This window comes from Roseibium sp. (genome assembly GCF_965232425.1).
In the GTDB taxonomy this organism is placed as follows: Bacteria; Pseudomonadota; Alphaproteobacteria; order Rhizobiales; family Stappiaceae; genus Roseibium.
The window spans coordinates 3,736,344-3,759,868 of the sequence record NZ_OZ246971.1 but is presented as its reverse complement, the minus strand read 5'-3'; the positions used below and the strand labels follow the sequence as shown (position 1 = coordinate 3,759,868).

Genomic DNA, 23,525 nt, shown 5'->3' with positions numbered 1-23,525 from the left:
TCGTGTCAGACCTCCCCCTGCATGCCGCGAAGCAAGTCGTCCTTGGTGACGACACCCACCGGTTTGTCGTCGCTCATGATGACGATCGGATTGTCCTGGCCGACCGACCGCGCAATGAGGATGTCGAGGTCGTCATCGGGCGTCGCCTGCGGACAGGCGTCGAGACCGGGCAGCGACGCCCCGCTTGCCTCGTATTGAGCAACCGGCCGCATGACCGTGTGCGCGAAAATGAGCTTCAGCTTCGAAATACCGGCCACGAAGTCGGCGACATAGTCGTCGGCGGGCTTGGTGACGATTTCCTCCGGCGTCCCAGTCTGGACGATCTCGCCGTCCTTCATGATCGCGATCCGGTTCCCCATCCGGATCGCCTCGTCCAGATCGTGGGTGATGAAAAGCGTTGTCTTCTTCATCGTCCTGGACAGCTCCAGAAACTCGTCCTGAAGTCCGCGGCGGATGAGCGGGTCGAGCGCGGAAAACGGTTCATCCATCAGCAGGATATCCGGATCGGCGGCCATGGCGCGCGCCAGCCCGACGCGCTGCTGCATGCCGCCGGACAATTCGCTCGGCATCCTGTCGCCATAGCCTTGGAGACTGACCAGTTCGATGACCCGGTCCGCGACCTGCCTGCGGGTGAAGGCGTCGACATTCCTGAGCTCAAGTGCGAAGGCGATATTGTCGCGCACCGAGCGGTGCGGCAGCAGCGCCATGTTCTGGAACACCATGCCGATCTTGTCCGCCCGCATGATGCGCAGATCTTCCGCGTTGAGGTCGCCGACATTCACCCCGTTGATCAGGATGTCGCCGCCCGTGGGCTCGATCAGCCGGTTGATGTGGCGCACCAGCGTCGACTTGCCCGACCCGGAAAGCCCCATGATGCAGAAGATCTCGCCCTCGCCGACCGAAATGGACACGTCCCGAACACCGACAACGGCCTGATACCGTTCCAGCACCTCGGCTTTCGACAGATTTTCGCGCCTGACGGCATCCATCGCCTCCTGGGCGCGCGGGCCGAAGATCTTCCAGACGTTCTGCGTGACGACCACGCCTTCTTTAGCTGTACCAGTCACGCGCGCGCCTTCTCCCGTTTCGGATCGAGGAACGGCAGGTCGACCACGGTGCACGGCAGCCGCTTCATGTGTCCGTCGAGTTTGCCTGCCTCCAGAGTGCCGCCGATCTCGGCGTTTTCGACTGCGATCCTGGCCATGGCGATCGCGTGTCCCAGTTCCGGCGAATAGGTTCCGCTCGTGACCACGCCGACTTGTTCCCGGCCGGCAAAGATCCGGTCCCCGTGCACCGGAGCCTCGCTTCCCGAGAATGTCAGACCGACCAGCTTGCGACGTGGCGCCGTGGCATTGCGCTCAAGCGCGGTTCGTCCGATGAAGTCTTTCTTCTTGAAATCGACGGCGAAGCCCAGGCCGGATTCAAACGCGTCGCTGTCCGGCCCGAATTCCGCGCCGGCAACCATGAGGCCGGCCTCGATCCGCAGCATGGCCAGGGCCTCGGAGCCCATGGGTACCAGCCCGTGCGGTGCACCGGCCTCCACCACGAGATCCCAGACCGTCAGTGCGTCGTCCTGGTCGCAGAAGATTTCGTAACCAAGCTCGCCGGTGAAGCCGGACCGGCTCACCATGACCGACGGACCGTTTGGCTCAGCAAGGCGTCCGACGGTGAAGCCGAACCATTTCAGCGCATCGAGCGCCGGACGCGTCGCTTGCGTCACCACCAGGTCGCGCAGGATGTCCCGGGACTTCGGCCCCTGGATTGCGAGATTGACGAGTCGGTTGCCCGGCGAGAGCACCCTGGCATTGAGGGACAACGCGTCCGCCTGTTCGCGCAGATGCAGCGCCGAGTTCTCCGAGCCGCAACACCAGCGGAAGGCATGTTGCTCGATGCGGAAGAGCGTCCCGTCATCCAGAACGCTGCCGCGCTCATCGCAGACGAGCGCGTAGAAACCGCGATGCAGCGACAGCTTCGAAACGTCCCGCGTCAGGCAGGTCTGGAGCAAGGCTTCGGCGTCAGGTCCGACGACATCGAACTTGTAGAGGCCTGACATGTCCTGAAGGGTCGCCGCGTTCTTGCACGCCCAGTATTCTTCGATGGCGCCGGTCCCGTCGAAACGCGCGGGCAACCAGAGATCACGTGATGCGACGAAGCGGCTGGTCAATTGCGACGTGCGCGGATGAAAGGCGGAATGACGGGTCAGTTTCCCGCTATCCTCGGGCTGCGAACGCCACGAAACCGAGTGTGAGATCGAGGTGTCCTCCTCATAGATCCTGACGTGAACATCCGTCGGGTTCCAGCCGTTGATCGGATCGATGTCGTCCGGACAGGCCGTTGAAACACAGACGAGATCGGTCAATGCCTGCATCGCCACGTAGTCGCCCGGCCGGGACCAGGCCTCGTCGCTGACAAGCCCGTGCGCCGACCAGTCGATCCAGGAGTTGAAGAAAAAGTTGATCGCGGGCCACGCCGCGCGCTTGCCGATTCCGAAGGGAGAGAACGCAGCGCTGATATTGTCCGAACAGTTCAGGTGCCCCGGGAACCCGCGCTCTTCATAGCCGTTGGCCGTGCAGGCAAGCGCGAACGTGTCGTGCCTGCCGACCGTGTCCTGGCGCACGGACAGGAGCGGATTGATGTCCTGATCGTAGAATTTGTCGAACAGGCCCGGAAGCGGATAGGCGCTGTGCGTCTTTGTGCGTGAAACGGTGGAATCGATATAGCGCTCACGCCCTGCCTCGAGGTTTCTGGCACACATGGCCATGAAGTCGGAACACTGCTGTCCTTCGACATCGATGATCTGGATGAACTGGCCCTTTTTGACTTCATAGGCCTTGGCGGAGCCGCGCCCGACGTGCCATTCGTCCCGGATCTTGCCGAGTGGCGGCGGCAGCCAGCTGTCCTGTGATCTTCCTTCAGGCGGTTTGATCCTGACCGTGAAACTGGACCCGCCACCACCTGCAACATAGTCGTCGTCCATGGGTGCGATGACATAGAGGCTCGTTTGCTCCAGCGCTCTGGTGACAAACTGGTCGCCGGGCAAGGAGCTGCCGTCGAAGATCGAATGGAAGCTGGCAAGGTCGAGACTGCTGCCCCGTGCGGCGGCGAGCGATGCCAGCATGTCACGGTCGAACACGCCCGGATATTCCTGAACACCGTCGGGGGCCGGGACGTCGAGTGGCCGTGTCGTGAAATGCCTGTCTTCGGGTCCGCGCGCCGTGAGCAGAAGCCGTCCACCGCCGTCCACGTTCGTTACGGAGATCAGGGCCCCTGCCGGAACATCGACTGTGCCGACGCAGCCCCAGTCAACCTGAAGCTGGAAAAACACCGGCTCTTTCAGGCCCCGGTAGACCTGACGGATAGCGCTGTGGTCGGTCTCGGTTCTCATTCCCTGCGACCTTCTCCCTCGAAGTCGTCCGATCCTGGCTTACGCGATGTAACCGGTTTCATGATCGCCAATCAAAAAGAGGCTTGCGCCCCTGTCAGCTCCAATGAAACCGGTTACATCAAACAACTTGAAACGAGATATTGTCAAGGCTAACTTTTCATCACGTGACGGGATGGAACAGCGCTTGGAAAAAAGAATCGGCAAGATACGGGATGTGGCGCGCGAAACAGGGCTTTCGATCGCCACCATCTCCAGGGTGATGAACGGGTCTGCGAAAGTCACTGAAGAAACCCGCCAACGCGTTGAAGCCGCGTGCAAAAAGCTGAACTACTTTCCCAATGCAGCGGCGCGGTCGCTATCGACGAACAAGACGAAAACAGTCGCCACGATCATTCCGAACATCGAGTATTCCATTTACGCCAAGTTCATTTCGGCCATCGAAGAGACCCTGTCCGAAAGGCAGTATTCCCTCGTTCTGGCGATTTCCAACGGTGACGAGGAACGGGAATTCAAGGAAGCACGCAAGCTTCTGGGAATGGGGTCCGAAGCCTTCATTTTGAGCGGCGCCAGGCACAGCCCGGAGCTATATGAACTGCTTGAAGGCAGAAACATCCCCTACGTGTTCACCTCCGTATGGGATCCGGCAATTTCCACGCCCATGATCGGATATGACAATGCCGGCCTCGCCTACGCGGCACTCACCTTCTTGAAATCGAAGGGTCATTCCAGGATTGCCGTTGTCCATGGTCCGGTCGGATCGAGCGACAGGATTTCCGCACGTGTCGACGGCGCCCGCAAGGCCTGCGACGACACGATGAACGTCACCTTTTTCGAGACCAGCCTTGACGCCTCCGGGGGCAAACAGGCTGTTCAGACGCTTCTGGAACAGGACACGAAAGTCACCGCGATCCTGTGCCTCAGCGATGTCCTGGCTCTCGGTGCCTATTTCGGACTTGCCGACGCAGGCCTCTCGATCCCCGGGGACATGTCGGTCATGGGGTTCGACAATCTGGACTGGTCCACCGAAATCGTCCCCCCGCTGACCACCACGAACTTGCCCGCCCGGCAAATGGGACGCTCGGTTGCGGTGCAGCTCATGGACTTGCTGGACACAAACACCGGGCTTCAATCAACTTTGCTCGAAGGGCAGATCGTCGAAAGGGGTTCCGTTCTGGACATCTGAAGAATAGATGTATTGCCATGTGCCAACCTGATCGGCACGACCAATCCGCACCCGTATCTGAAACGCCCTCCGGAACTCCGGGATTTTCCTGAAATGACCATTCGTACCGCGACCCCGCAAGATGGTGACATCCTCGCTGAAATCTATGCGCCATACGTCCGGGACACCGTCATCTCCTTCGAGACGGAATGCCCGACGGCGGAGGAAATGGCCCGCCGGGTGGCGGCAACCACCGCGACCTTCCCGTGGCTGGTTCACGAGGAAGACGGCGACATCCTGGGTTATGCCTACGCCGGAAAGCACAGGCAGCGCGCGGCCTATCAATGGTCCTGTGACGTGACCATCTACATGGCGCCGCGCGCGCAGCGCCGCGGCATCGGACGCCGCCTTTACAAGGCCCTGTTCGACATCCTCGTCCGGCAGGGTTTTGCCGCTGCCTATGCCGGCATAACACTGCCGAACGAGGCGAGCGTCGGCATCCATGAAGCCATGGGTTTTCGGCCGGTCGGCATCTATCGGGGTGTCGGCTTCAAGAACGGTCGATGGTGCGACGTCGGCTGGTGGCATCTTGCATTGCAGGAACCTGGAACGCCGCCCGATGATCCGATCCCGTTTTCCGAACTCGGCACGGTCTGAAGTCAACGGAAGCCGAAGAGGCGCAGCATTGTTTCGACGACCCTTCGAGACGGGTCTCCTCCAGAGGTTTGCAAGGCAACCCGTTCGCACCTAACCGCCTAAACCAGAACGAAAAACCACCATTTTTTTTCACCTGTTTCAGCGTTTGGCGAGAAGCAGGTTGCCGCGATTTCGGACCGGTTTCGAGACATGCCGAACGGCCGTTCAATCGTTGAACGCCTTTGTGAACGCGAAGTCACCTGAAACCCGAACCGCGCGGCCGCCGATCCATCCACGCAGAAGCGCCGGAATCCCTGCCGTAACGACACCTTTCCGGAAGCGGCGCGCCTTTTCCAGATACCCCTTGACTCCGGTAGGCCGGAGCGGTCTGTTACCGGTCAGGATAGCGCAGCTTGGGTTGCATTCTGTTTCACTCCAGCAGATGCGGCTGCGCAAACATCCTTAAAAGCCAGCTGGGGATCATTATAAGATCGCGCCGGACAACCGGCCCCGGTTCAAACAAAGGGGAACATTATGACAAAGACATTCCTGAAGCTGACTGCCGCGAGCCTGGCGCTTTGTGCCGGCCTCAGCGCAGCCAATGCTGAAACGCTTCGCTGGGCGCGCGCAGGCGACTCGCTGACGCTCGATCCGCACGCCCAGAACGAAGGCCCGACCCACGCTCTTGCGCACCAGATGTACGAGCCGCTCCTGCAGCGCGACATGGAAGCCAAGATCATCCCGGCCCTCGCAACCAGCTGGGAGCCGACCGAAGACCCGAACGTTTGGGAATTCAAGCTGCGTGAAGGCGTCAAGTTCCATGGCGGCCAGGACTTCACCGCCGATGATGTCGTCTTCTCGCTCAAGCGCGCGATGATGCCGACCTCCGCGATGAAAGAGCTGCTGGCGTCGGTCAAGGACGTGCGCAAGGTTGACGACCTCACGGTGCAGATCGAGACCACCGGTCCGAACCCTCTGCTGCCGAACAACCTGACCAATCTCTTCATCATGGATGCGGACTGGACGCTCGAAAACGGTTGCGAAGCACCGCAGGATATTGCCAATGGCGGCGACAATCCGTGTGTGCGCTCCGTCAACGGCACCGGCGCATTCGTGCTGGACAGCCGCAAGCAGGATTCCAAGACGGTTCTGAAACAGAACGAAAACTACTGGGGCAAGGGTGAGTTCCCGATGGAAGTCACCGAAATCATTTATACGCCCATCCAGGAAGGCGCGACCCGCGTGGCGGCACTCCTGTCCGGTGAGGTTGACCTCATTCAGGACGTTCCTGTGCAGGATCTGGCGCGCGTTGGAGAAACCGACGGCCTCAAGCTGAACACGGCGCCCCAGAACCGGACGATCTTCTTCGGCATGAATCTCGGTGCCGATGACCTGACCAGCGACACTGTCGACGGCAAGAACCCGCTCGCCGACAAGCGTGTCCGCGAGGCAATGAACATTGCCATCAACCGCGACGCCATCAAGAAGGTCGTGATGCGCGAGCAGTCCGCCCCGACCGGCGTGATCATGCCTCCGTTCGTCAACGGCTGGACAGAAGCGCTCGACGCCTATCCGGAATACGACGTCGCCAAGGCGAAGGCCCTGATGGAAGAGGCCGGTTACGGCGATGGCTTCGGTCTGACGCTCAACTGCCCGAACGACCGTTACATCAATGATGAGGCGATCTGTCAGGCCGCCGTCGGGATGCTCGGTCAGATCGGTATCAAGGTGAACCTTGACGCCAAGCCGAAAGCCCAGCACTTCCCGCTGATCACGAACCGGGAAACCGATTTCTACATGCTCGGCTGGGGTGTTCCGACCTTTGACTCCGAGTACATCTTCAACTTCCTGGTTCACACGACCACCGACAAATACGGCTCGTGGAACGGGACGGGTTATTCCGATGCCGGCATTGACGCCAAGATCCAGAGCCTCGCCTCGGAAACGGATGCGGAAGTCCGCAACGCCACGATCGGCGAAATCTGGGATACGGCGAAGGCTGAAACCCTTTACCTTCCGATCCATAACCAGGTGCTCAATTGGGGCATGAAGGACAACGTTGACTTCCCGGTCCAGCCGGAAGACCAGCCGCACTTCAAGTTCCTGACCTTCAAGAAGTAAGTCTTGAACGAAAGCCATCGTGCCTGCTGCCTCGGCAGCGGGCACGGTGGCTGTTTTGGTTGAACTGCGCGCCACCGGTGTCGGGCCAATTGCCGGCCGGTCGACCCGCAGTGAAGGGCAGCTCCGCTGCCGGGGCAGAAAGTGCTGGAACCGCTGGTTCTCGGGAACGAGGGAGAACCGTCGGGGCAAGACCTGAAGGCGAAAGCCGCGGACGCACTGGGTTTTGATTGGCGTTTAAAAAATGCTTGCTTTCATCATACGACGCCTGGGACAGGCCCTGCTTGTCCTGATGGCAGTTGGTTTCATTTCATTCGCCATGTTCAAGTTCATGGGCGACCCCGTCGAGAACATGCTGGGGCAGGAAGCGACCCTGGCCGACAAGGCCGAACTGGAAGAGCGTCTCGGCTTGAACGATCCGATAATCGTCCAGTATTTCCGTTTTTTGCAGCGTGCGCTTTCCGGAGACTTCGGCGTGTCCTACCGCGCTGGACTTCCGGTTGGAGAGCTCATCCTCGACCGGCTGCCGGCAACGCTTGAACTTGCGCTCCTGTCCGGCGTGATCGCCATATCCCTCGGCTTCGTGCTGGGCGTCTACACGGCGATCCGGCGGGACGGCGTTGTGGCCAATTTCATCATGACGGCGTCCCTGGTCGGCGTGTCCCTGCCGACATTCCTGATCGGCGTTTTCCTGATCTGGCTCTTTGCGGTCAATCTCGGCTGGCTGCCCGCATTCGGGCGAGGCGAAACACGAAGTCTTTTCGGCGTTGATTTGGCCATCCTGACCTGGAATGGCTTCAAGTCGATGATCCTGCCCGCCGTCACGCTCGGGCTCTACCAGATGACACTGATCATGCGTCTCGTGCGCTCGGAAATGCTCGAGGTCCTCAGAACGGATTACATCCGCTTTGCGCGGGCACGCGGCCTCAGCCAGAAAACCGTCAATTTCGGCCATGCCATGAAAAACACGCTCGTCCCCGTGATCACGGTTACGGGCCTGCAATTCGGATCGATCGTCGCCTTCGCGATCATCACCGAAAGCGTGTTCCAGTGGCCAGGCGTCGGGCTCCTGTTCATCAACGCCGTAAGCTTCGTCGACATTCCCGTCATGTCGGCCTACCTGCTTCTCGTTGCGGTGATCTTCGTGACCATCAACCTGATCGTTGACCTGCTCTACTTCACGATCGATCCGCGCCTGAGCGTGAGCAATAACTGAGGACAAGACGCTCATGGACATCCAGACCCCCAAGGGAGCCTCGGCTCGGCCCGAATTCAACGAAGCGGCCGCCACGTCCACGTGGCAGCGCTGGATGAACTCGGACATATGGCATTCCTACAAGTCCTCGCCGGTCATCATTGTATCGTCGCTGACCTTCCTGCTGCTCGTGCTGGGCGCGGTGCTCTCCCCGCTCATCTCGCCGTACACCCCCTTCGACCCGGCCAGCCTCAACCTGATGAACGGCTTCACCAAGCCGATGTCCGCGAACGAATTCACCGGAGACTATTTTCTCCTGGGAACGGACGACCAGGGCCGCGACGTGCTGTCGACAATCCTCTTCGGCCTGCGGATTTCCCTGTTCGTCGGGGTTGTCGCCGTTCTCTTCGCCATGACCCTCGGCGTGGTGCTCGGGCTCCTGTCCGGCTATGCCGGCGGCTGGCTCGACGGCATCATCATGCGCATCGCCGACATCCAGATGACCTTCCCGTCCATCATGGTCGCCATGCTGCTCTACGGGATCGGCAAGGGCCTCATACCGCCCGATCTCAGGGATGAGATGGCAATCTGGGTGCTGATCATCTCGATCGGCCTGTCGGAGTGGGTCCAGTTCGCCCGCACCGTGCGCGGCGCCACCATGGTCGAACGCCAGAAGGAATACGTGCAGGCGGGCAACCTGATCGGACTGACCCGCTGGAGCATCATGCTCCGGCACATTCTGCCGAACGTAACCGGCCCGATCCTCGTCATCGCCACGATCAGTCTCGCCCTGGCGATCATCGCGGAAGCGACGCTGAGTTTCCTCGGCGTGGGCGCGCCCAAGACCGAACCCTCGCTCGGCACGCTGATCAATGTCGGCCGGCAGTACATCCTGTCCGGCGAATGGTGGATCCTGCTGTTTCCCTCGCTCACCCTTCTGGCACTGGCCCTGTCCGTCAACCTTTTCGGCGACTGGCTGCGTGACATCCTGAACCCAAAACTGCGATAGACCCGTGTCCGATACTCCTCTTCTCAAAGTTTCAGATCTCATCGTCGAGTTTCCGACCCGCAGCGGCATGCTCAGGCCCGTGGACCGGGTCGGGTTCGAAGTCCGCGCCGGCGAAATTCTCGGCCTGGTGGGTGAATCCGGCGCCGGCAAGTCCATGTGCGGATCGGCGATCATTGGCCTGATTGACCGTCCGGGGCGGATCAGCGGCGGTGAAATTGCCCTTGACGGTGAGCGGATCGACAATCTTCCGGAAGACCGCCTGCGCCGGATCCGCGGCAAACGCATCGCGATGGTCTTTCAGGACCCGCTGACCAGCCTCAATCCGCTGATGACCGTCGGACAGCAGCTGATCCAGACGATCCGCACGCACCTTCCCGTGTCATCCGGCGAGGCGCGCGAGCGGGCCATCGCGCTGCTGGAGGAAGTCGGAATTCCGGCCGCCGCCACCCGCATCGACGCCTACCCGCACCAGTTCTCCGGCGGCATGCGCCAGCGCGTCGTCATTTCGCTGGCGCTTGCTGCCGAACCGGAACTGATCATCGCCGACGAACCGACCACGGCGCTCGACGTCTCCGTGCAGGCGCAGATCATGGCGCTGCTCAAGAAGCTCTGCCGGGAGCGCGGTACGGCGGTGATCCTGATCACGCACGACATGGGTGTCATCGCGGAATCAACGGATCGTGTCGCGGTTCTCTACGCCGGACGCATCGCCGAGATCGGCCCGACGCGCAACGTGCTGAGCACCCCGTCGCATCCCTATACCAAGGGGCTCATGGCATCCACGCCGTCGACGACAGGCACCATGCACGCCCTCAGCCAGATCCCCGGATCGATGCCGAACCTGCGTGCCATCCCGAAAGGCTGCGCCTTCAATCCCCGATGTGAAAAGGCCTTCTCCGTGTGCTTCAAGGACATTCCGATTCTTGAACCGGTCGATGGCAGCGAGGTCGCCTGCTGGCTCTACGACCCGGCCGTCAATCCAGAAACAAAAGAGATCTCCGGAGTCTCCGAATGACCGGTGAAACACCCTTGATCAGCGCGCGGCAGCTCGGCGCGGTTTTTGACGTGTCCAAGCCCTGGCTCAACAGGATGCTTGCCCTTGAGGCCAAGCAATACCTGACCGCCGTCGACACGGTCGACTTCGAAATTCCGAAAGGCAAGACCTTCGCGCTTGTGGGCGAGAGCGGCTCGGGCAAGTCCACCATCGGGCGCATGATCGTCGGCTTGCAGAAACCGACCAGCGGCCAGGTTCTGATCGACGGCGAGGATTTTTTCGCCATCTCCAGCGAGAAGAAGAAGATGGCGATGCGCCGGCGCATCCAGATGATCTTCCAGAGCCCCTATGCGTCGCTGAACCCGCGCTGGCGCGTGCGCCATATCATCGGCGAACCGATCCGGGCCTTCGACCTGCTGCCCGCCTCCGAGGTGGACGGGCGTGTCGCGGAACTGCTCGACCAGGTCGGCCTTGCGAAATCGGATGGCGAAAAGTTCCCGCACGAATTTTCCGGCGGCCAGCGCCAGCGTATTGCGATCGCCCGCGCCCTCGCCTCCAATCCGGAATTCATTGTCTGCGACGAGCCGACATCGGCGCTTGATGTCTCCGTGCAGAGCCAGGTGCTTAACCTGATGAAGGCCCTGCAGCGCGAACTCGGTCTGACCTACCTGTTCATCAGCCATGACCTCTCCGTCATCCGCTACATGGCGGACGAAATCGGCGTGCTTTATCTGGGCCGCCTCGTCGAGGTGGCTGACAGGGACACGCTGTTTGACAAGCCGCGGCACCCCTACACGCGCATGCTCATGGACGCCGCCCCCCATATCGACGCATTCGGCCGGACGGCCGAGATCGTGAAGGGCGAAATCCCCGACCCGATCAACAAGCCGAGCGGCTGCAGCTTCCATCCTAGATGCACCTTGACGGAGGACATCTGCCGAAGGGAACGCCCCGAAGTCAGGGAATTCGGCACGGAAAAGGCAAGGGTCGCCTGTCACCTGTGCGCCGACTAGGCGCACAGGTCCCTAACCGCCAACAACGCGCTGATCTGGCCAGAACAGATATATATGACGGAGCTTCTCTCTATTGCTCCTCATCCTGAGGTGCGTAGCTAAGCGAAGCCTCGAAGGATGGGCCGCGAGATGAGGCTGAACCACCGATCCTTCGAGACAGGCCTTCGGCCTTCCTCAGGATGAGGGCTGACATTCACACGACCATCAACCCATTGCGTTGATTGCAATTTCCCGAAACGACTGCGCCTCCTCCGCAATTGTGATAACCTTACGTCACCCGTATTTTTACAGGACTTTATTTATGCATTTTTGTCGGAGAGCCACATGCCCAAGCTTCCAGGAAAATCATATGACGAAATGAAGGCGCTCATCGCGAGCAACCATGGCATCGGTTACGTTTTCAGCTGGGAATTGCTGATCGCGATCTGTTGGGAAGAGTCCTTCTTCAATAACCAGGAGCAGGAAGGCGCTGGTACAGCGTGGGGTTTCGGCCAGGTCGAACCCTCGGAGTTCTACAAGTTCGAGACCGAGCAGGCAAAGAAACACGGCTACTATGTCGCCAACCTTCCCAAGAGGGCAAAGATCGGCAACAAGACCAAACTTCTCGGCAGCCTGACGGACAATCAGTCCGTTCAGGTCGTGTCCGCTGCGTTGAGACACAACTATTATGCACGAAAGCAGGACAAGCGTGACGCGCTTTACGTCTATGGGGGCGTCTACTACAAGGGCCCCTCTCCGCTGACGGTTGCCGAGCGGATCGCAATCATCAATGGCTGGCTGGATTGCGAAAAGCACTTGCAGTTCTTTCACCAGGGTCACGACCCGAATGAAATCATCAAGGGACTGCACATGGCGAAGAACTTCAAGGATTCCGAGGCGACATTCCGGCCCATCCTTTTCCCGTTCGGTCAGGACGATCTCATCAAGTGGCTGAAAGAAGAGATCGCCAAGCTGAAGGCAGGCAAGCAGTATCTCAAGACCGGCAATACCGGCGACGATGTCACCGCTCTTCAGAACCTGTTGAATCACAAGGCGCTGCCGGGCGTTCAGAGCCTTGCAGCCGACGGCATCTTCGGTCCGAAGACATATGCAGGGGTGACCGAATACCAGCGCCGGAGCCAGCTTGTTGCCGACGGCATTGTCGGTCCGAACACAAAGCAGAAACTCGCCACGTGACCCGCCCTGAGAAACGATCAGGCAATTGCTCAAGACGCCCGATCGCGAAACACATCGCTACTCGAACAGCGACGGCAGGAACATGGAGATCGCCGGCACATACGTGACCAGCAGCAGGGCGGCCAGCAGGGCGAGATAGAAGGGCCAGATCGATTTCAGCGCTTCTTCGATCTTTATCTTGCCGACCGCGCACCCGACGAAAAGGCACGTGCCGACCGGTGGTGTGCACAGGCCGAGACCCAGATTGACCAGGAGCATGATGCCGAACTGCACGGGATCCATTCCGAGTTCCCGCGCGATCGGCAGAAAGATCGGTGTGCAGATCAGGATCAGCGCAGCCATGTCCATGATCATGCCGAGCGCAAGCAGCATCAGGTTGATCATGAGAAGGATGACGATCTTCTGTTCCGAGATGCCGAGCAGGAAATCGCTGAGTTTGGCTGGAACCTGATAGAGCGCCAGAAGATATGCGAACGAGCTGGCGAACCCGATCAGGATCATGACCATGGCGGTGGTCCGCAAGGCGGACGTGACGGAGACAACGAACTCGTTCCAGCCGAGCGTCCGGTAGGCCACGGCCGTCAGCACAAGCGCGTAGATTGCTCCGAAGGCGCCGGACTCCGTCACGGTGAACACGCCTGACAGGACGCCGCCGACGATAATCACGGCCGTGATCAGCCCGGGGATCGCGCCAACGGCCGTTTGAACGACGACACTCCAGCCGGGAAAGGGTTCGGACCCGTAATTGTGTTTCAGCGCCACGAAATAGGCCGCAACGGCAAGACACAGGCACATCAGTATTCCGGGAATGACGCCTGCAAGGAACAGCTTCGAGATGGAAATGCCGCCGCCGGCCGCCACAACGAAGATGATCATGTTGTGGCTGGGCGGAATGACGATGCCGGCGATGGACGATGTCACGGTCACGTTGACGGCGTAGTCCGGCCGGTAGCCCTTTTCCTTCATCACCGGGATCAGCAGCGATCCCAGCGCGGAAATGTCGGCAATGGCAGACCCGGATATGCCGCCGAACAGCATGCTTGAGAAGATGTTGACCGACGCCAGGCCGCCCCGGACATGACCGACAAGAGAGGATGCAAAGCGCACGAGACGAACGGCGATCCCGCCATGCAACATCAGCTCGCCGGCAAAGACGAAGAAGGGAATGGCCAGGAGCGAAAACGGCGTGATGCCCGAAATCGTGCGCTGAAACGTGATCAGCAGCGGAAACCCTTCATACCAGAAGGCGGCGGCTGCCGAGATACCCATTGCAAAGGCGACGGGAACGCCCAGGAGAACGCTGACGCCGAAGACGCCCAGCAGGATAGCAAGACCCATCTCAGTTACTCTCTTCTTTTTCGTAGATCTCGCCGCGAAGGGCCGAACGCCCCCGCAAAATGAATCTTGCGCCTGCGAATATGACCATCAGTCCGCCGCAGGCGACGGCGGAAGCGGTTCGGATGCTCTCGGGGATATTGAGCATCGGCAGGAGCGTCGACCAGCCGAACTGGAAGAGTTCGAGGCTCGCCACCAGCATGACGCCGCCGAACACGGCCAGGCAGAGATCGGTCATCAGCAGAAGCAGCTGACGCGCCTTTGGCGGCAGGGCATCCCGCACCAGGGTGACGCCGAGATGGGACTGCTCGTGGATACCGACGGCGGCCCCGAGAAAGGTGATGTAGCAGATCAGGACCAGCGCGAGCTGTTCGACCCATGTGGGTGTCTCGTTCAGGACGTAGCGACCGAAGACCAGCCAGCCGAAAGTGGCCACGAGGACCACAAGGGCGAGCGAACCCACAAACACGCAGAGGCGCTTCAACCAGACCAGAGACAGCTCCAGCCGCACCAGAAAATTCTCGCCCTGCGGCATTGTTTCCCCCCGGGAGTTTGCGGGCCGCGCATGGCGCGGCCCGCGGTGCACAGCATTGTCAGTTGGCGTTTCTGAAAATTTCGACGAGCTCGCTCAGCTCGGGATTTTGCGACAGGAACTGATCGTAGACCGGTGCCATTGCTTCCTGGAAAGCCGCCTTGTCGGCGATCTCGTTCACGGTCACGCCGCCCTCGGCGACCTTGGCCATGCTGGCCGCTTCTCGCTCCTGCCAGAGCTTGCGCTGCAGCTCGGTGCTGTTACGGCCGGCTTCCTTGACGATCGCCTGCTGTTCCGGCGTGAGGCTGTCGAAGGTCTTCTTGCTCATGCACAGGCACTCGGGAATGATCAGGTGCTGTGTCAGCGAGTAGTACTGCGCGACTTCGAAGTGGTTGGTGGATTCATAGCTCGGCGGGTTGTTTTCCGCCCCGTCCACGACACCGGTCTTGATCGCCTGATAAACCTCGGCAAACGCCATCGGCGTCGCATTGCCGCCGAGAGAATCCACCATTCCGACAAACAGGTCGTTGTTCATCACGCGGATCTTCATCCCGCCGACATCGGCAGGCTCGTTGATCGCCTTGACGGATGTGTAGAACGAACGTGCACCGGCGTCATAGAACCCGAGCGCCACCAGGCCCTTCGCTTCCAGACCCTTGCTCAGTGCGGCACCGGCTTCACCGTCCATCAGTTCGTACATCTGCGGGATGCTCTTGAAGATGAACGGCAGCGAGACGACGTTCGCTTCCGGCACGACCTGGCCCATCGGCCCAAGGCTGAAGACACCGAAATCGATGACGCCAAGGCGTGTCTGCTCGATCGCGTCCGGCTGCGAGCCAAGGACACCGCTGTGATAGACCTTGCCGGAAAGCTCGCCGCCCGTCTTTTCGCTGACTTCCTTCAGGAACGATTCCATGCCGTGCGACACGGGATAGTCCTCCACGTGAATGTTCCATCCACGAAGGTCGCGCGCCTCCGCGGTCACGGCGGTGACTGCGAGAACAGCGGCCAGAACGGAGCCGCGCATGAGACCGGCTTTGATTGACTTGAAACGGATCATTGGTACCTCCCTGTTGATCTGGCTTCACGATATTTATTTTACAAATTTTTACAAGTATAAAAATCAATTAAACAAATTTTTGGAAATTTCTGGCTCAAGACATTGAAACTTATCGGGAAAATAGAGTTCGTTATTTGTAAGACCGGTCCGAAACCTGATGGAACAACCCCGCCCCGGATTGCCGGAAGGCGGGGTATGCCGGTCTGAGCAAGGCGTCAGGAGAACAGCAGGCCGCCATTGATATCGACACAGGCGCCGGTCATGAATGCGGCCTGATCGGACGCCAGGAAGACGGCCAGGTTGGCAACTTCTTCCGACGTTCCCTCGCGTTTCAGCGGCGTGACGCCGGCCACGTGTTTCCGGACATCCGGCTTTGTGAAAACATTGTGGAAGTCGGTGTCGATCATGCCGGGACAGAGGGAATTGACGCGGATATCGGGCGCAAGCTCCTTGGCAAGCCCGCGGGTCATGGTCAGGACCGCGCCCTTGGATGCTGCATAGGCAAGCGCACCGGGTCCGCCGCCATCACGGGCAGCCTGCGACGCCATCGTCACGATCGCCCCACCCGGCTTCATGTGCGGCAGCGATGCCTGGACAAGCAGAAAGGCGGAGGAAACGTTCAGGTCGAAGACATTTTGCCAGTGCTCTGCCGTAATCTCGGCGACTGTCTTCCGGGCAATCAAGCCGCCCGTAATCGGCATGACGATGTCTAACCCACCGAATTCACTGACTGTTTTATCAACGAGGGCTTGAACTTCGTCCGGTTTTGTCATGTCACCCCGAAGAGCAAAGGCCTTGCCGCCGCCGGAGACGATCTCTTCAACCGCGCTGTCTGCGCCGCTGCTGCTGCTGAAATAGTTGATGGCAACATTTGCCCCTGCCTTCGCCAGGGCAAGCACGCAAGCGCGTCCGATGTCGCGTCCGCCACCCGTGACGATTGCTGTTTTTCCGCTGAGATCCATTTTCGTTTTCTCCTTTAAGAGCATTGAGTGTCGTCTGTTTCGGAACGCTCGGTCTCGTGTGAGCCAGGCCGCCCGGATGTGGTGCGCGGAAACGGAACCTGCGCGGGCGCACCCGGATGCTGCCTGCCCTTGTCCGAGTGCGTCTCTTTCGCCGTCTCCGGTCTTGCAGTGAGGACAGGGCCGCAACCCGCCGCATCGGCTTTGTCACGCCCGGTCAACCACGGTTTACAAATCAGATCAAATCACACAGCGATAGAGGGCAAATCCGAGACCTGATCCGTGAGTCCAGCTGGTGTCACAGGGACATCGGCCGAACAGAAATACGAAAACAAACTGATTTTGCTGCGCTTTTCGGAGTTTCACCTCCGGTCTCATTCATCCTTCGCACTTGCTGCCCGAGATCGCGGCCCCATGCCTCGAACCGGGGAAATCACCAACTGCAATCGGTATCTTAATCAACCAGCACAAATCAACACAAATTTTTACAAATAAACTGCGCACACAAAAATTCAGCGCTGAAACCGGCGAAAATCGCCCTGAACCTGCTTGTCCCGGGAGAGCCGCAAACGTACGCGACGCGCTGTCAAAATGGCCAAATCTCGGAAAAATGAATTGAGTTCAGAAACTTACAAGGAGAAACAAGTGCCAGACGCTATCGCCGTGAAATTTTCGCTTTTGGACTTTACAAATAATTGACAAGTTTTCCTTGCGGGCTTAATCATCACGAAGAAGAAACACGTGCCTGTTTGCACTGGAGCGGTGGAGAGAACCGGATGACGGGTCTGGACGATCAGACGAAAACGAAGTTCATGAATGTCAGCACGGCAACGCTCACGACGGTGATGTTCAAGCGGGGTTTGCGCAACATCTTTCTGCAAGGCATCCATCGGCTGCGTCCGGGACCGAACATGGTCGGGATCGCCTATACGCTGAGATACATCCCGGCCCGCGAGGATCTCGACCATCTGGACTCTTTCGCGGATCCCGCCAACGCGCAGCGCAAGGGCGTTGAGGAGTGTCCGGCAGGCGCGGTTTTCATGATCGATTCCCGCGGGGATGCATCTGCGGCCTCCGCGGGGTGCATCCTTGCAGCCCGCCTGCAGGCGCGCGGCTGCCGGGGTATCGTAACGGATGGCGGGTTCCGGGACACGCCCGAGATCGCGCAACTTGAGATGCCCGGCTACCACGCGCGGCCGAGCGCACCGACCAACCTGACCAAACACCACGCCGTTGCCGTGAATGATCCCATTGCCTGCGGTGGTGTTTCGGTTTTCCCGGGAGACATCATCGTCGGCGACAACGAAGGTGTTGTTTGCGTGCCGCAACATATGGCAAATGAGGTAGCGGACGAGGCCACCGAAATGACGGTGTTCGAGGACTTTGTCATGGAGATGGTCAAACAGGGCGCATCGACTTTCGGGCTCTATCCCCCGACCGATCCGTCAACACTGGACAGGTTTAGATCGTGGCGACAGGAAAACGGCAGGTAAGGGAAAAATCGGCTTCGGACCGGCAGATCCGGGATCGGACGCTCTCAGACAAGGTCTATGAGAGCATTCTCGCCAAGATCATGGACGGGGACATCCCCGTCGGCGGCAAACTGCCGACGGAACAGATGCTGTCGGACGAGTTCGGCGTTTCGCGGCCGATCCTGCGCCAGGCCCTGAAGCAGTTGCGCGAAGATGACGTGGTCGTCTCGCGCCAGGGGTCCGGATCCTATGTCAAGCGGCGGCCCGAAGGCGCCGTACTCGACTTCGCCCCGGTGGGATCGATTGCCGACATCCAGCGCACATTTGAGTTCCGGGCGGCCGTCGAGGGCGAGGCCGCCTTTCTTGCCGCGGAACGGCGCACGGACGCCGACCTGAAGGAGTTGCAGGATTCGCTGACCGAGCTGGATCGCTGCATCGCCGAAGGAGAACTCGGTGTGGCAGCGGACGAGATTTTTCATGTTGCCGTCTGCAATGCCGCGGACAACAAGTATTTCGTTGCCGCGCGCTCCTCCATGAAGTCCAACATCCTGACCGGCATGAATCTGACCCGGAACCTGTCGCTGACGAAACCGCAGGACCGGATGAAGCTGGTGCAGTCCGAACACTACGACATCTTCAACGCGATCGAGGCGCGCGATCGGGAAGGCGCGCGGCAGGCCATGCGTGATCATGTCGAAAACGCCCGCAAACGCATTTTTGAAGGCGGGTGAACCCGTCCCCCTTCCCCGCCGCCAAAAAGTACACACATTCATTGTGTTCCATTTCCTTGCGTCAAGGTGACCGCAAAGGCGGTCGTGCCTGACAGAGAGGCGAGACGGTCCGGCGCACGCGTTCGCATGGTGAAGGGTCTGCGATGTCGAAAACCACAAGTCTGACGCTGCGATTTGCCAGACGAACCGTTGTTTTCCTGTTTGCCGTTTTCATCCTCCCCGCGCTGCTGCACCTGGCGGTCTGGAGCCTGAAGGACCGCCCGCAGGGCTGGCGCTACGCCACATGGGCAAGCGCAGGTATTCTTCCGGAAAAGCCGCCTGCCGATCAGGCGGAAATCTATGTTCTGACCGCGCGCACGGGAGGCATGAAAGGGGCCTTCGCGACACACTCCTGGCTGGTGCTCAAGCCCAAGGGCGCAGAGCGATATGACCGGTACGATGTCGTCGGGTGGGGCACGCCCGTCCGCAAGAATGCCTACGACGCCGACGGGCACTGGTATTCCAACAAGCCCGTCATCAACTACCGTCTGGTCGGAGAAAAAGCAGAAGAACTCCTGCCGAAAGTGGAACGCGCCATCGCGGGATATCGCTGGCGCGAGCGGGGGGACTACACGATCTGGCCGGGGCCCAATTCGAATACCTTCGTCGAGACAGTTCTGCAGCGGGTCCCCGCCCTTGCCGCGTCAACACCCAGCACCGCGATCGGACGGGATTTTCCGGCGGACGGTAGATGGTTGGGCTACCGCGACGACGGAGCCTTCTTTGCGACCGCGGGCGGTTACTTCGGATTTGTCGTCGGCAGCAAGGTCGGACTGGAGCTCAATTTCCTGGGCCTGGTTGCCGGGATCAATCCGGCTGCGGCCAGGATCTCGATCCCCGCTTTCGGCGCCCTCGACTTCACCGGCCTGACCAGTCCGTCGCTCTGACGTTAAACAGCCGTCAGCCGTGCGCTGACCGCGCAGCCGCCCTCGCTGCCCGCATATCCGGAACGTCATTCGGGAGACCGGAAACACCGGGCACCAGGGCAACCGGGATACCGGCATCGTCAAGACGCTTCAGATCGTCTTGCGTCTCTTCGCAGGAGACAGGGTCACCGGACTTCAGGCGAACGACATGTTTGCCCTGGCGTGCGAGCCTCACCATGCGGTCCCGGATGTCCTCGTCGGCTGTGTCCGGATCGGAATTGCGCCCGACAAGCATACGCTTGGCCTCCCGGCGCGCCAGTTCCAGCACCGTATCGTCGACCCGGTCATCGAACAGGATGACATCGGCGGATTGAAGCGTGCGCATCGCCTTGAGCGTGAGATGTTCCGCGTCTCCCGGCCCTGCGCCGACTAGGGTCACGCGCCCGGTTGCCGTTGCCCCGGCCTCGTCAAGCAGCGTGTCTATTGCGCGCTCGTCTTCCGCGTCCGGGACGGATCGCGCAGAGAAGGCCAGATCGGTGAAGCCTTCCCAGAACCTGCGGCGTTCGGATCCGGCTGCAAGAGTGGCCAGCACGTTTGCACGCACGCGCCCGGCAAGCGCGGCCCAGTCACGCAGGCTGATCGGCAAAAGGGTTTCGATGCGGCGGCGGATCGCTTGTCCGAGAATGGGCGCGACACCATTGGTCGAAATCCCGACTACCACCGGTGAGCGATTGACGATCGAACCGAACTGAAATTCGCAAAAGGAGGGCCTGTCGATCACGTTGACGGGCACACCGGCTGCGCGGGCCGCGCAGTAATATGCCTGCGCTTCGCCATCGCTGGCCGCGTCGCCGATGGCCAGCGCGGCACCGTCGAAGCAATCGGTGCTCCAGACCCGTTGATGATGCACAAAACTGCCCTTGACGCTGCCACCGGACAAAAGCGTGGCAAATGTCTCGTCGAGGCGTTCCGCGTAGACGTGAACCTCGGCCCCGGCAGCGGCGAGAAGCTCCGCTTTCCAAGCCGCAGCGTCCGTGCCGCCCGCGAGCACAACCTTCCGTGCCTTCAACGGGAAGAACAACGGCAGACTTGCAAGGGCATCCACACGCGCCGGACGCCGGCGTCTCAGCGCCTTACCCGGCGCGGGCGATACGGGCCTCATCGGAGGTCTCCTTGAACTTTGTATCGAGAATGGACTGGATTTCCGATCGGCAGGAACCGCAATTGGTTCCGGCCTTCAGGCACTCGCCGACCGCCCTGACGGTTGCCGCACCCTGTGCGGCGGCGGCTGCAATTTCATGGCACCCGACCTGAAAGCACGAGCAGACGATGGCGCCCTTGTCAGGCATGTCGGCGGGAGGCCGTCCGGCCAGCACATCAAGGCGCATTTGCCGGTCGGTCGATGGGGCCGCCAAAAGCCCGCAGGCCCATTGCCGGGACACGGAAACGGGTTCGGACCCGAAGAAGAAGGCTCCCGAAAGCGTATCGCCGGTCCAGCCGGCAACGCGCTGAAGCCCGAGACCTGCGTCCTCGAAACGGAGTAGTTCGGCGTCTTCGCCCAGCAGTGACTGGACGAGGCCCTCGATGTCGTCGCGCTTGCTTCCTGCCAGTTCGACGCGCCAGCCGCCATAGGCGGGCGCGAGCGCCCAATAACCGGTTTGAAGAGCGCCCGGTTTTTCGCACAGGACGGCAAAACCGTACCAGTCGAAGCTGCGCTTGCGCAGCGAGACAGGCGTGAATTTCGAGCCCGGCTGACCGGAGACCGGATCGACTTCGGCAGAGACGACCGCATCAATCCGGCCATTGGATGCGAACTGGTCGGTCCAGTGCATGGGAACAAAAACCGAGCCCTTGCGGGCCCGTTCCGTTACCTGGGCGCGGACAATGACGGCACCATGCGGGCTCTTCACCTCGACGAGATCCGCAGCAGCAATACCTGCCAAGGCCGCATCTTCCGGATGCAGCTCCGCGAAAGGTTCGGCGATGTGGGAGGAAAGCCGCGCTGTCTTGCCGGTGCGCGTCATCGTGTGCCAGTGATCGCGGACCCTGCCGGTGTTGAGAACGAACGGGTAGCGCTTGCCAAGGGCTGCCGGGGCAGCCTGCTTGACCGCAACGAGGGAGGCCTTACCGTCGGCGGTGAAAAACCCGCCTGCCGCAAAGAAACGCGTGGTCCTTTGTCCCTCGCCCGTGCGTTGCGGCCATTGAAACGGCTGCATCCTGTCGAAGTCGCGCCCGGACAGGTCGCGATAGGCGCTGATATCGAAGTCGCGGGAGCCGTCATTCCGGAAACCCGACAGGGCGGCGTGTTCGCGGAAGATCGCGGCCGGGCCGTCAAAGTCGAAGGCGGTCTCGAAACCCATCCGGCGCGCGACCTCGCAGATCTGCCACCAGTCCGCTCTGACGTCGCCCGGCGGGGCAAGGAAAGATGTCTGCCTGGAAACTCTGCGTTCCGAGTTGGTGACCGTGCCGTCCTTTTCACCCCACGCGGCCGCGGGCAGAAGCACATCCGCGTAGACGACCGTGTCGGCAGCATGCGTGACGTCCGAAACGACCACGAAGGGACAGGCCTTAAGCGCCGCCGCGACCCCGTCCGCATCCGGCAGGCTGTCGACCGGGTTGGTCGACATGATCCAGATCGCCTTGATCCTGCCGTCCCGTGCCGCTTTGAACATGTCGACGGCTTTCAGACCTTGCCGCTCTGCGATCACCGGACTGTTCCAGAAGGATTGCACGAGGGCGCGATGGTCCGGGTTCTCGATCGCCATGTGGGCCGCCAGCATGTTGGCAAGCCCACCGACCTCGCGCCCGCCCATGGCGTTGGGCTGGCCGGTTGCCGAGAACGGCCCCATGCCGGGACAGCCGATACGCCCGGTCGCCAGGTGGGTGTTGATGATCGCGTTGACCTTGTCCGTCCCGTTGACCGACTGGTTGACGCCCTGGCTGTAGACCGTGACCGTCCTGGGCGTGCGGGACACCATTGTGTAGAACGTTGCAAGGTCACGCGGGGACAGGCCGGTTTCTTCGGCGATCCGGTTGATTTCGCACGGCCCGGCCGCCGCAAGCGCTTCATCGAAGCCGTTGGTGTGCTGGTCGATGTAAGCATGGTCTAGCGCGTCGGTGTCCGCCAGGAAGGCCAGCAAACCGTTGAAGAGCGCAACATCCGTATCCGGTTTCAGCGCAAGGTGCAGATCGGCGATAGCGCAGGTCGCGGTCTCGCGCGGGTCCACGACAACCACCCGCATCTGCGGATTTTCCGCCTTCGCCGCCTCGACCCGTTGAAACAGGACCGGGTGGCACCAGGCAAGGTTGGATCCGACCAGAACGAGCAGATCGCAGCTTTCCAGGTCCTCGTAGGTTCCCGGCACGGTATCGGAGCCGAACGCACGCCTGTGCCCGGCGACCGAAGACGCCATGCAGAGGCGGGAATTCGTGTCGATATTCGCCGCGCCGATGAAGCCCTTCATCAGCTTGTTGGCGACATAATAGTCTTCCGTCAGGATCTGACCGGAGACATAGAAGGCAACGCTGTCCGGGCCATGCTCCTGGATGGTGCGCGAAAATGTTTCGGCGACGAGATCGAGCGCTTCCGGCCAGTCCGTCTTTTTCCCGCCGACCTGCGGATGAAGGATCCTGTCATCGAGCGACAGTGTTTCCCCGAGAGACGACCCCTTGGAACACAGGCGTCCGAAATTCGCCGGATGCTCCGGGTCGCCCTTGATGTCGACGGACCCGTCAGCCTGGGGCGTCGCAAGGACCCCGCAGCCAACACCGCAATAGGGGCAGGTGGTCTTGACCGTTTTTGTGTTTGAAAAAGCGGTCACCCTGCGCTCCTCGTTCTTTCCT

The 23,525-nt window shown here is 60.7% G+C and carries 19 protein-coding genes; 11 read left to right on the top strand and 8 right to left on the bottom strand.

Features of this window, described 5'->3' with window-relative positions:
• Nucleotides 1-5: 5 nt before the first annotated feature.
• A complete protein-coding gene (locus tag ACO08A_RS17155; protein WP_422037192.1) occupies nt 6-1,067 on the bottom strand; it encodes a quaternary amine ABC transporter ATP-binding protein in 1,062 nt (353 codons plus the stop codon).
• Nucleotides 1,064-3,385 carry a DUF1989 domain-containing protein gene (locus ACO08A_RS17150; protein ID WP_422037191.1) on the bottom strand — a complete coding sequence of 774 codons (2,322 nt, stop codon included), beginning with the start codon at nt 3,383-3,385 and terminating at the stop codon, nt 1,064-1,066. The genes ACO08A_RS17155 and ACO08A_RS17150 overlap by 4 nt, the downstream gene beginning before the upstream one ends.
• A gap of 184 nt (nt 3,386-3,569) precedes the next feature.
• Between ACO08A_RS17150 and ACO08A_RS17145 the strand changes: the two genes are divergently transcribed.
• The 8 genes from ACO08A_RS17145 (at nt 3,570) to ACO08A_RS17110 (ending at nt 12,688) form a co-directional block, all read left to right on the top strand.
• Nucleotides 3,570-4,568 carry a LacI family DNA-binding transcriptional regulator gene (locus ACO08A_RS17145; protein WP_422037190.1) on the top strand — a complete coding sequence of 333 codons (999 nt, stop codon included), beginning with the start codon at nt 3,570-3,572 and terminating at the stop codon, nt 4,566-4,568.
• Between the two features lie 93 nt (nt 4,569-4,661).
• Nucleotides 4,662-5,204 carry an arsinothricin resistance N-acetyltransferase ArsN1 family B gene (locus ACO08A_RS17140; protein WP_422037189.1) on the top strand — a complete coding sequence of 181 codons (543 nt, stop codon included), beginning with the start codon at nt 4,662-4,664 and terminating at the stop codon, nt 5,202-5,204.
• A gap of 513 nt (nt 5,205-5,717) precedes the next feature.
• On the top strand, nt 5,718-7,304 hold the full coding sequence (locus tag ACO08A_RS17135) for an ABC transporter substrate-binding protein (protein ID WP_422037188.1): 1,587 nt from the start codon (nt 5,718-5,720) through the stop codon (nt 7,302-7,304).
• A 241-nt stretch (nt 7,305-7,545) separates the two neighbouring features.
• Complete coding sequence (locus tag ACO08A_RS17130) at nt 7,546-8,517, top strand: ABC transporter permease (protein WP_421979332.1); 972 nt, start codon at nt 7,546-7,548, stop codon at nt 8,515-8,517.
• Between the two features lie 13 nt (nt 8,518-8,530).
• A complete protein-coding gene (locus ACO08A_RS17125; protein ID WP_421979333.1) occupies nt 8,531-9,505 on the top strand; it encodes an ABC transporter permease in 975 nt (324 codons plus the stop codon).
• A gap of 4 nt (nt 9,506-9,509) precedes the next feature.
• The gene (locus tag ACO08A_RS17120; protein ID WP_422037187.1) at nt 9,510-10,520 is read left to right on the top strand and encodes an ABC transporter ATP-binding protein; all 1,011 of its coding nucleotides are present in this window, start codon (nt 9,510-9,512) and stop codon (nt 10,518-10,520) included.
• Complete coding sequence (locus ACO08A_RS17115) at nt 10,517-11,512, top strand: ABC transporter ATP-binding protein (RefSeq protein WP_422037186.1); 996 nt, start codon at nt 10,517-10,519, stop codon at nt 11,510-11,512. The genes ACO08A_RS17120 and ACO08A_RS17115 overlap by 4 nt, the downstream gene beginning before the upstream one ends.
• A gap of 324 nt (nt 11,513-11,836) precedes the next feature.
• Nucleotides 11,837-12,688 carry a peptidoglycan-binding domain-containing protein gene (locus ACO08A_RS17110; RefSeq protein ID WP_422037185.1) on the top strand — a complete coding sequence of 284 codons (852 nt, stop codon included), beginning with the start codon at nt 11,837-11,839 and terminating at the stop codon, nt 12,686-12,688.
• A 57-nt stretch (nt 12,689-12,745) separates the two neighbouring features.
• On the opposite strand, the gene ACO08A_RS17105 is transcribed toward ACO08A_RS17110, so the two are convergent.
• From ACO08A_RS17105 to ACO08A_RS17090, 4 genes are all read right to left on the bottom strand, one after another.
• Nucleotides 12,746-14,026: a TRAP transporter large permease gene (locus tag ACO08A_RS17105; protein ID WP_422037184.1), complete on the bottom strand. Its 1,281-nt coding sequence runs from the start codon at nt 14,024-14,026 to the stop codon at nt 12,746-12,748.
• A gap of 1 nt (nt 14,027) precedes the next feature.
• A complete protein-coding gene (locus tag ACO08A_RS17100) occupies nt 14,028-14,558 on the bottom strand; it encodes a TRAP transporter small permease (RefSeq protein WP_422037183.1) in 531 nt (176 codons plus the stop codon).
• A gap of 58 nt (nt 14,559-14,616) precedes the next feature.
• Nucleotides 14,617-15,615, bottom strand: coding sequence for a TRAP transporter substrate-binding protein (locus ACO08A_RS17095; protein ID WP_319383672.1), 999 nt, complete (start codon nt 15,613-15,615; stop codon nt 14,617-14,619).
• A gap of 215 nt (nt 15,616-15,830) precedes the next feature.
• Nucleotides 15,831-16,577: an SDR family NAD(P)-dependent oxidoreductase gene (locus ACO08A_RS17090; RefSeq protein ID WP_422037182.1), complete on the bottom strand. Its 747-nt coding sequence runs from the start codon at nt 16,575-16,577 to the stop codon at nt 15,831-15,833.
• 773 nt (nt 16,578-17,350) lie between these two features.
• Between ACO08A_RS17090 and ACO08A_RS17085 the strand changes: the two genes are divergently transcribed.
• The 3 genes from ACO08A_RS17085 to ACO08A_RS17075 all read left to right on the top strand — a co-directional run bounded on the left by ACO08A_RS17085 (nt 17,351) and on the right by ACO08A_RS17075 (nt 19,703).
• Nucleotides 17,351-18,067, top strand: a complete 717-nt coding sequence (locus ACO08A_RS17085; RefSeq protein ID WP_422037181.1) for a ribonuclease activity regulator RraA — start codon at nt 17,351-17,353, stop codon at nt 18,065-18,067.
• Nucleotides 18,043-18,777, top strand: coding sequence for a FadR/GntR family transcriptional regulator (locus tag ACO08A_RS17080; protein WP_422037180.1), 735 nt, complete (start codon nt 18,043-18,045; stop codon nt 18,775-18,777). Before ACO08A_RS17085 ends, ACO08A_RS17080 begins: the two co-directional genes overlap by 25 nt.
• A gap of 143 nt (nt 18,778-18,920) precedes the next feature.
• Nucleotides 18,921-19,703, top strand: coding sequence for a DUF3750 domain-containing protein (locus ACO08A_RS17075; RefSeq protein ID WP_422037179.1), 783 nt, complete (start codon nt 18,921-18,923; stop codon nt 19,701-19,703).
• Nucleotides 19,704-19,716: 13 nt separating this feature from the next.
• Here ACO08A_RS17075 and ACO08A_RS17070 read toward each other — a convergent pair whose 3' ends face one another.
• Together ACO08A_RS17070 and ACO08A_RS17065 are read right to left on the bottom strand one after the other, a co-directional pair.
• Nucleotides 19,717-20,844, bottom strand: a complete 1,128-nt coding sequence (locus ACO08A_RS17070) for an SAM-dependent methyltransferase (RefSeq protein ID WP_422037178.1) — start codon at nt 20,842-20,844, stop codon at nt 19,717-19,719.
• Nucleotides 20,816-23,503, bottom strand: coding sequence for a molybdopterin-dependent oxidoreductase (locus tag ACO08A_RS17065; protein ID WP_422037177.1), 2,688 nt, complete (start codon nt 23,501-23,503; stop codon nt 20,816-20,818). Before ACO08A_RS17065 ends, ACO08A_RS17070 begins: the two co-directional genes overlap by 29 nt.
• Nucleotides 23,504-23,525 lie beyond the last annotated feature (22 nt).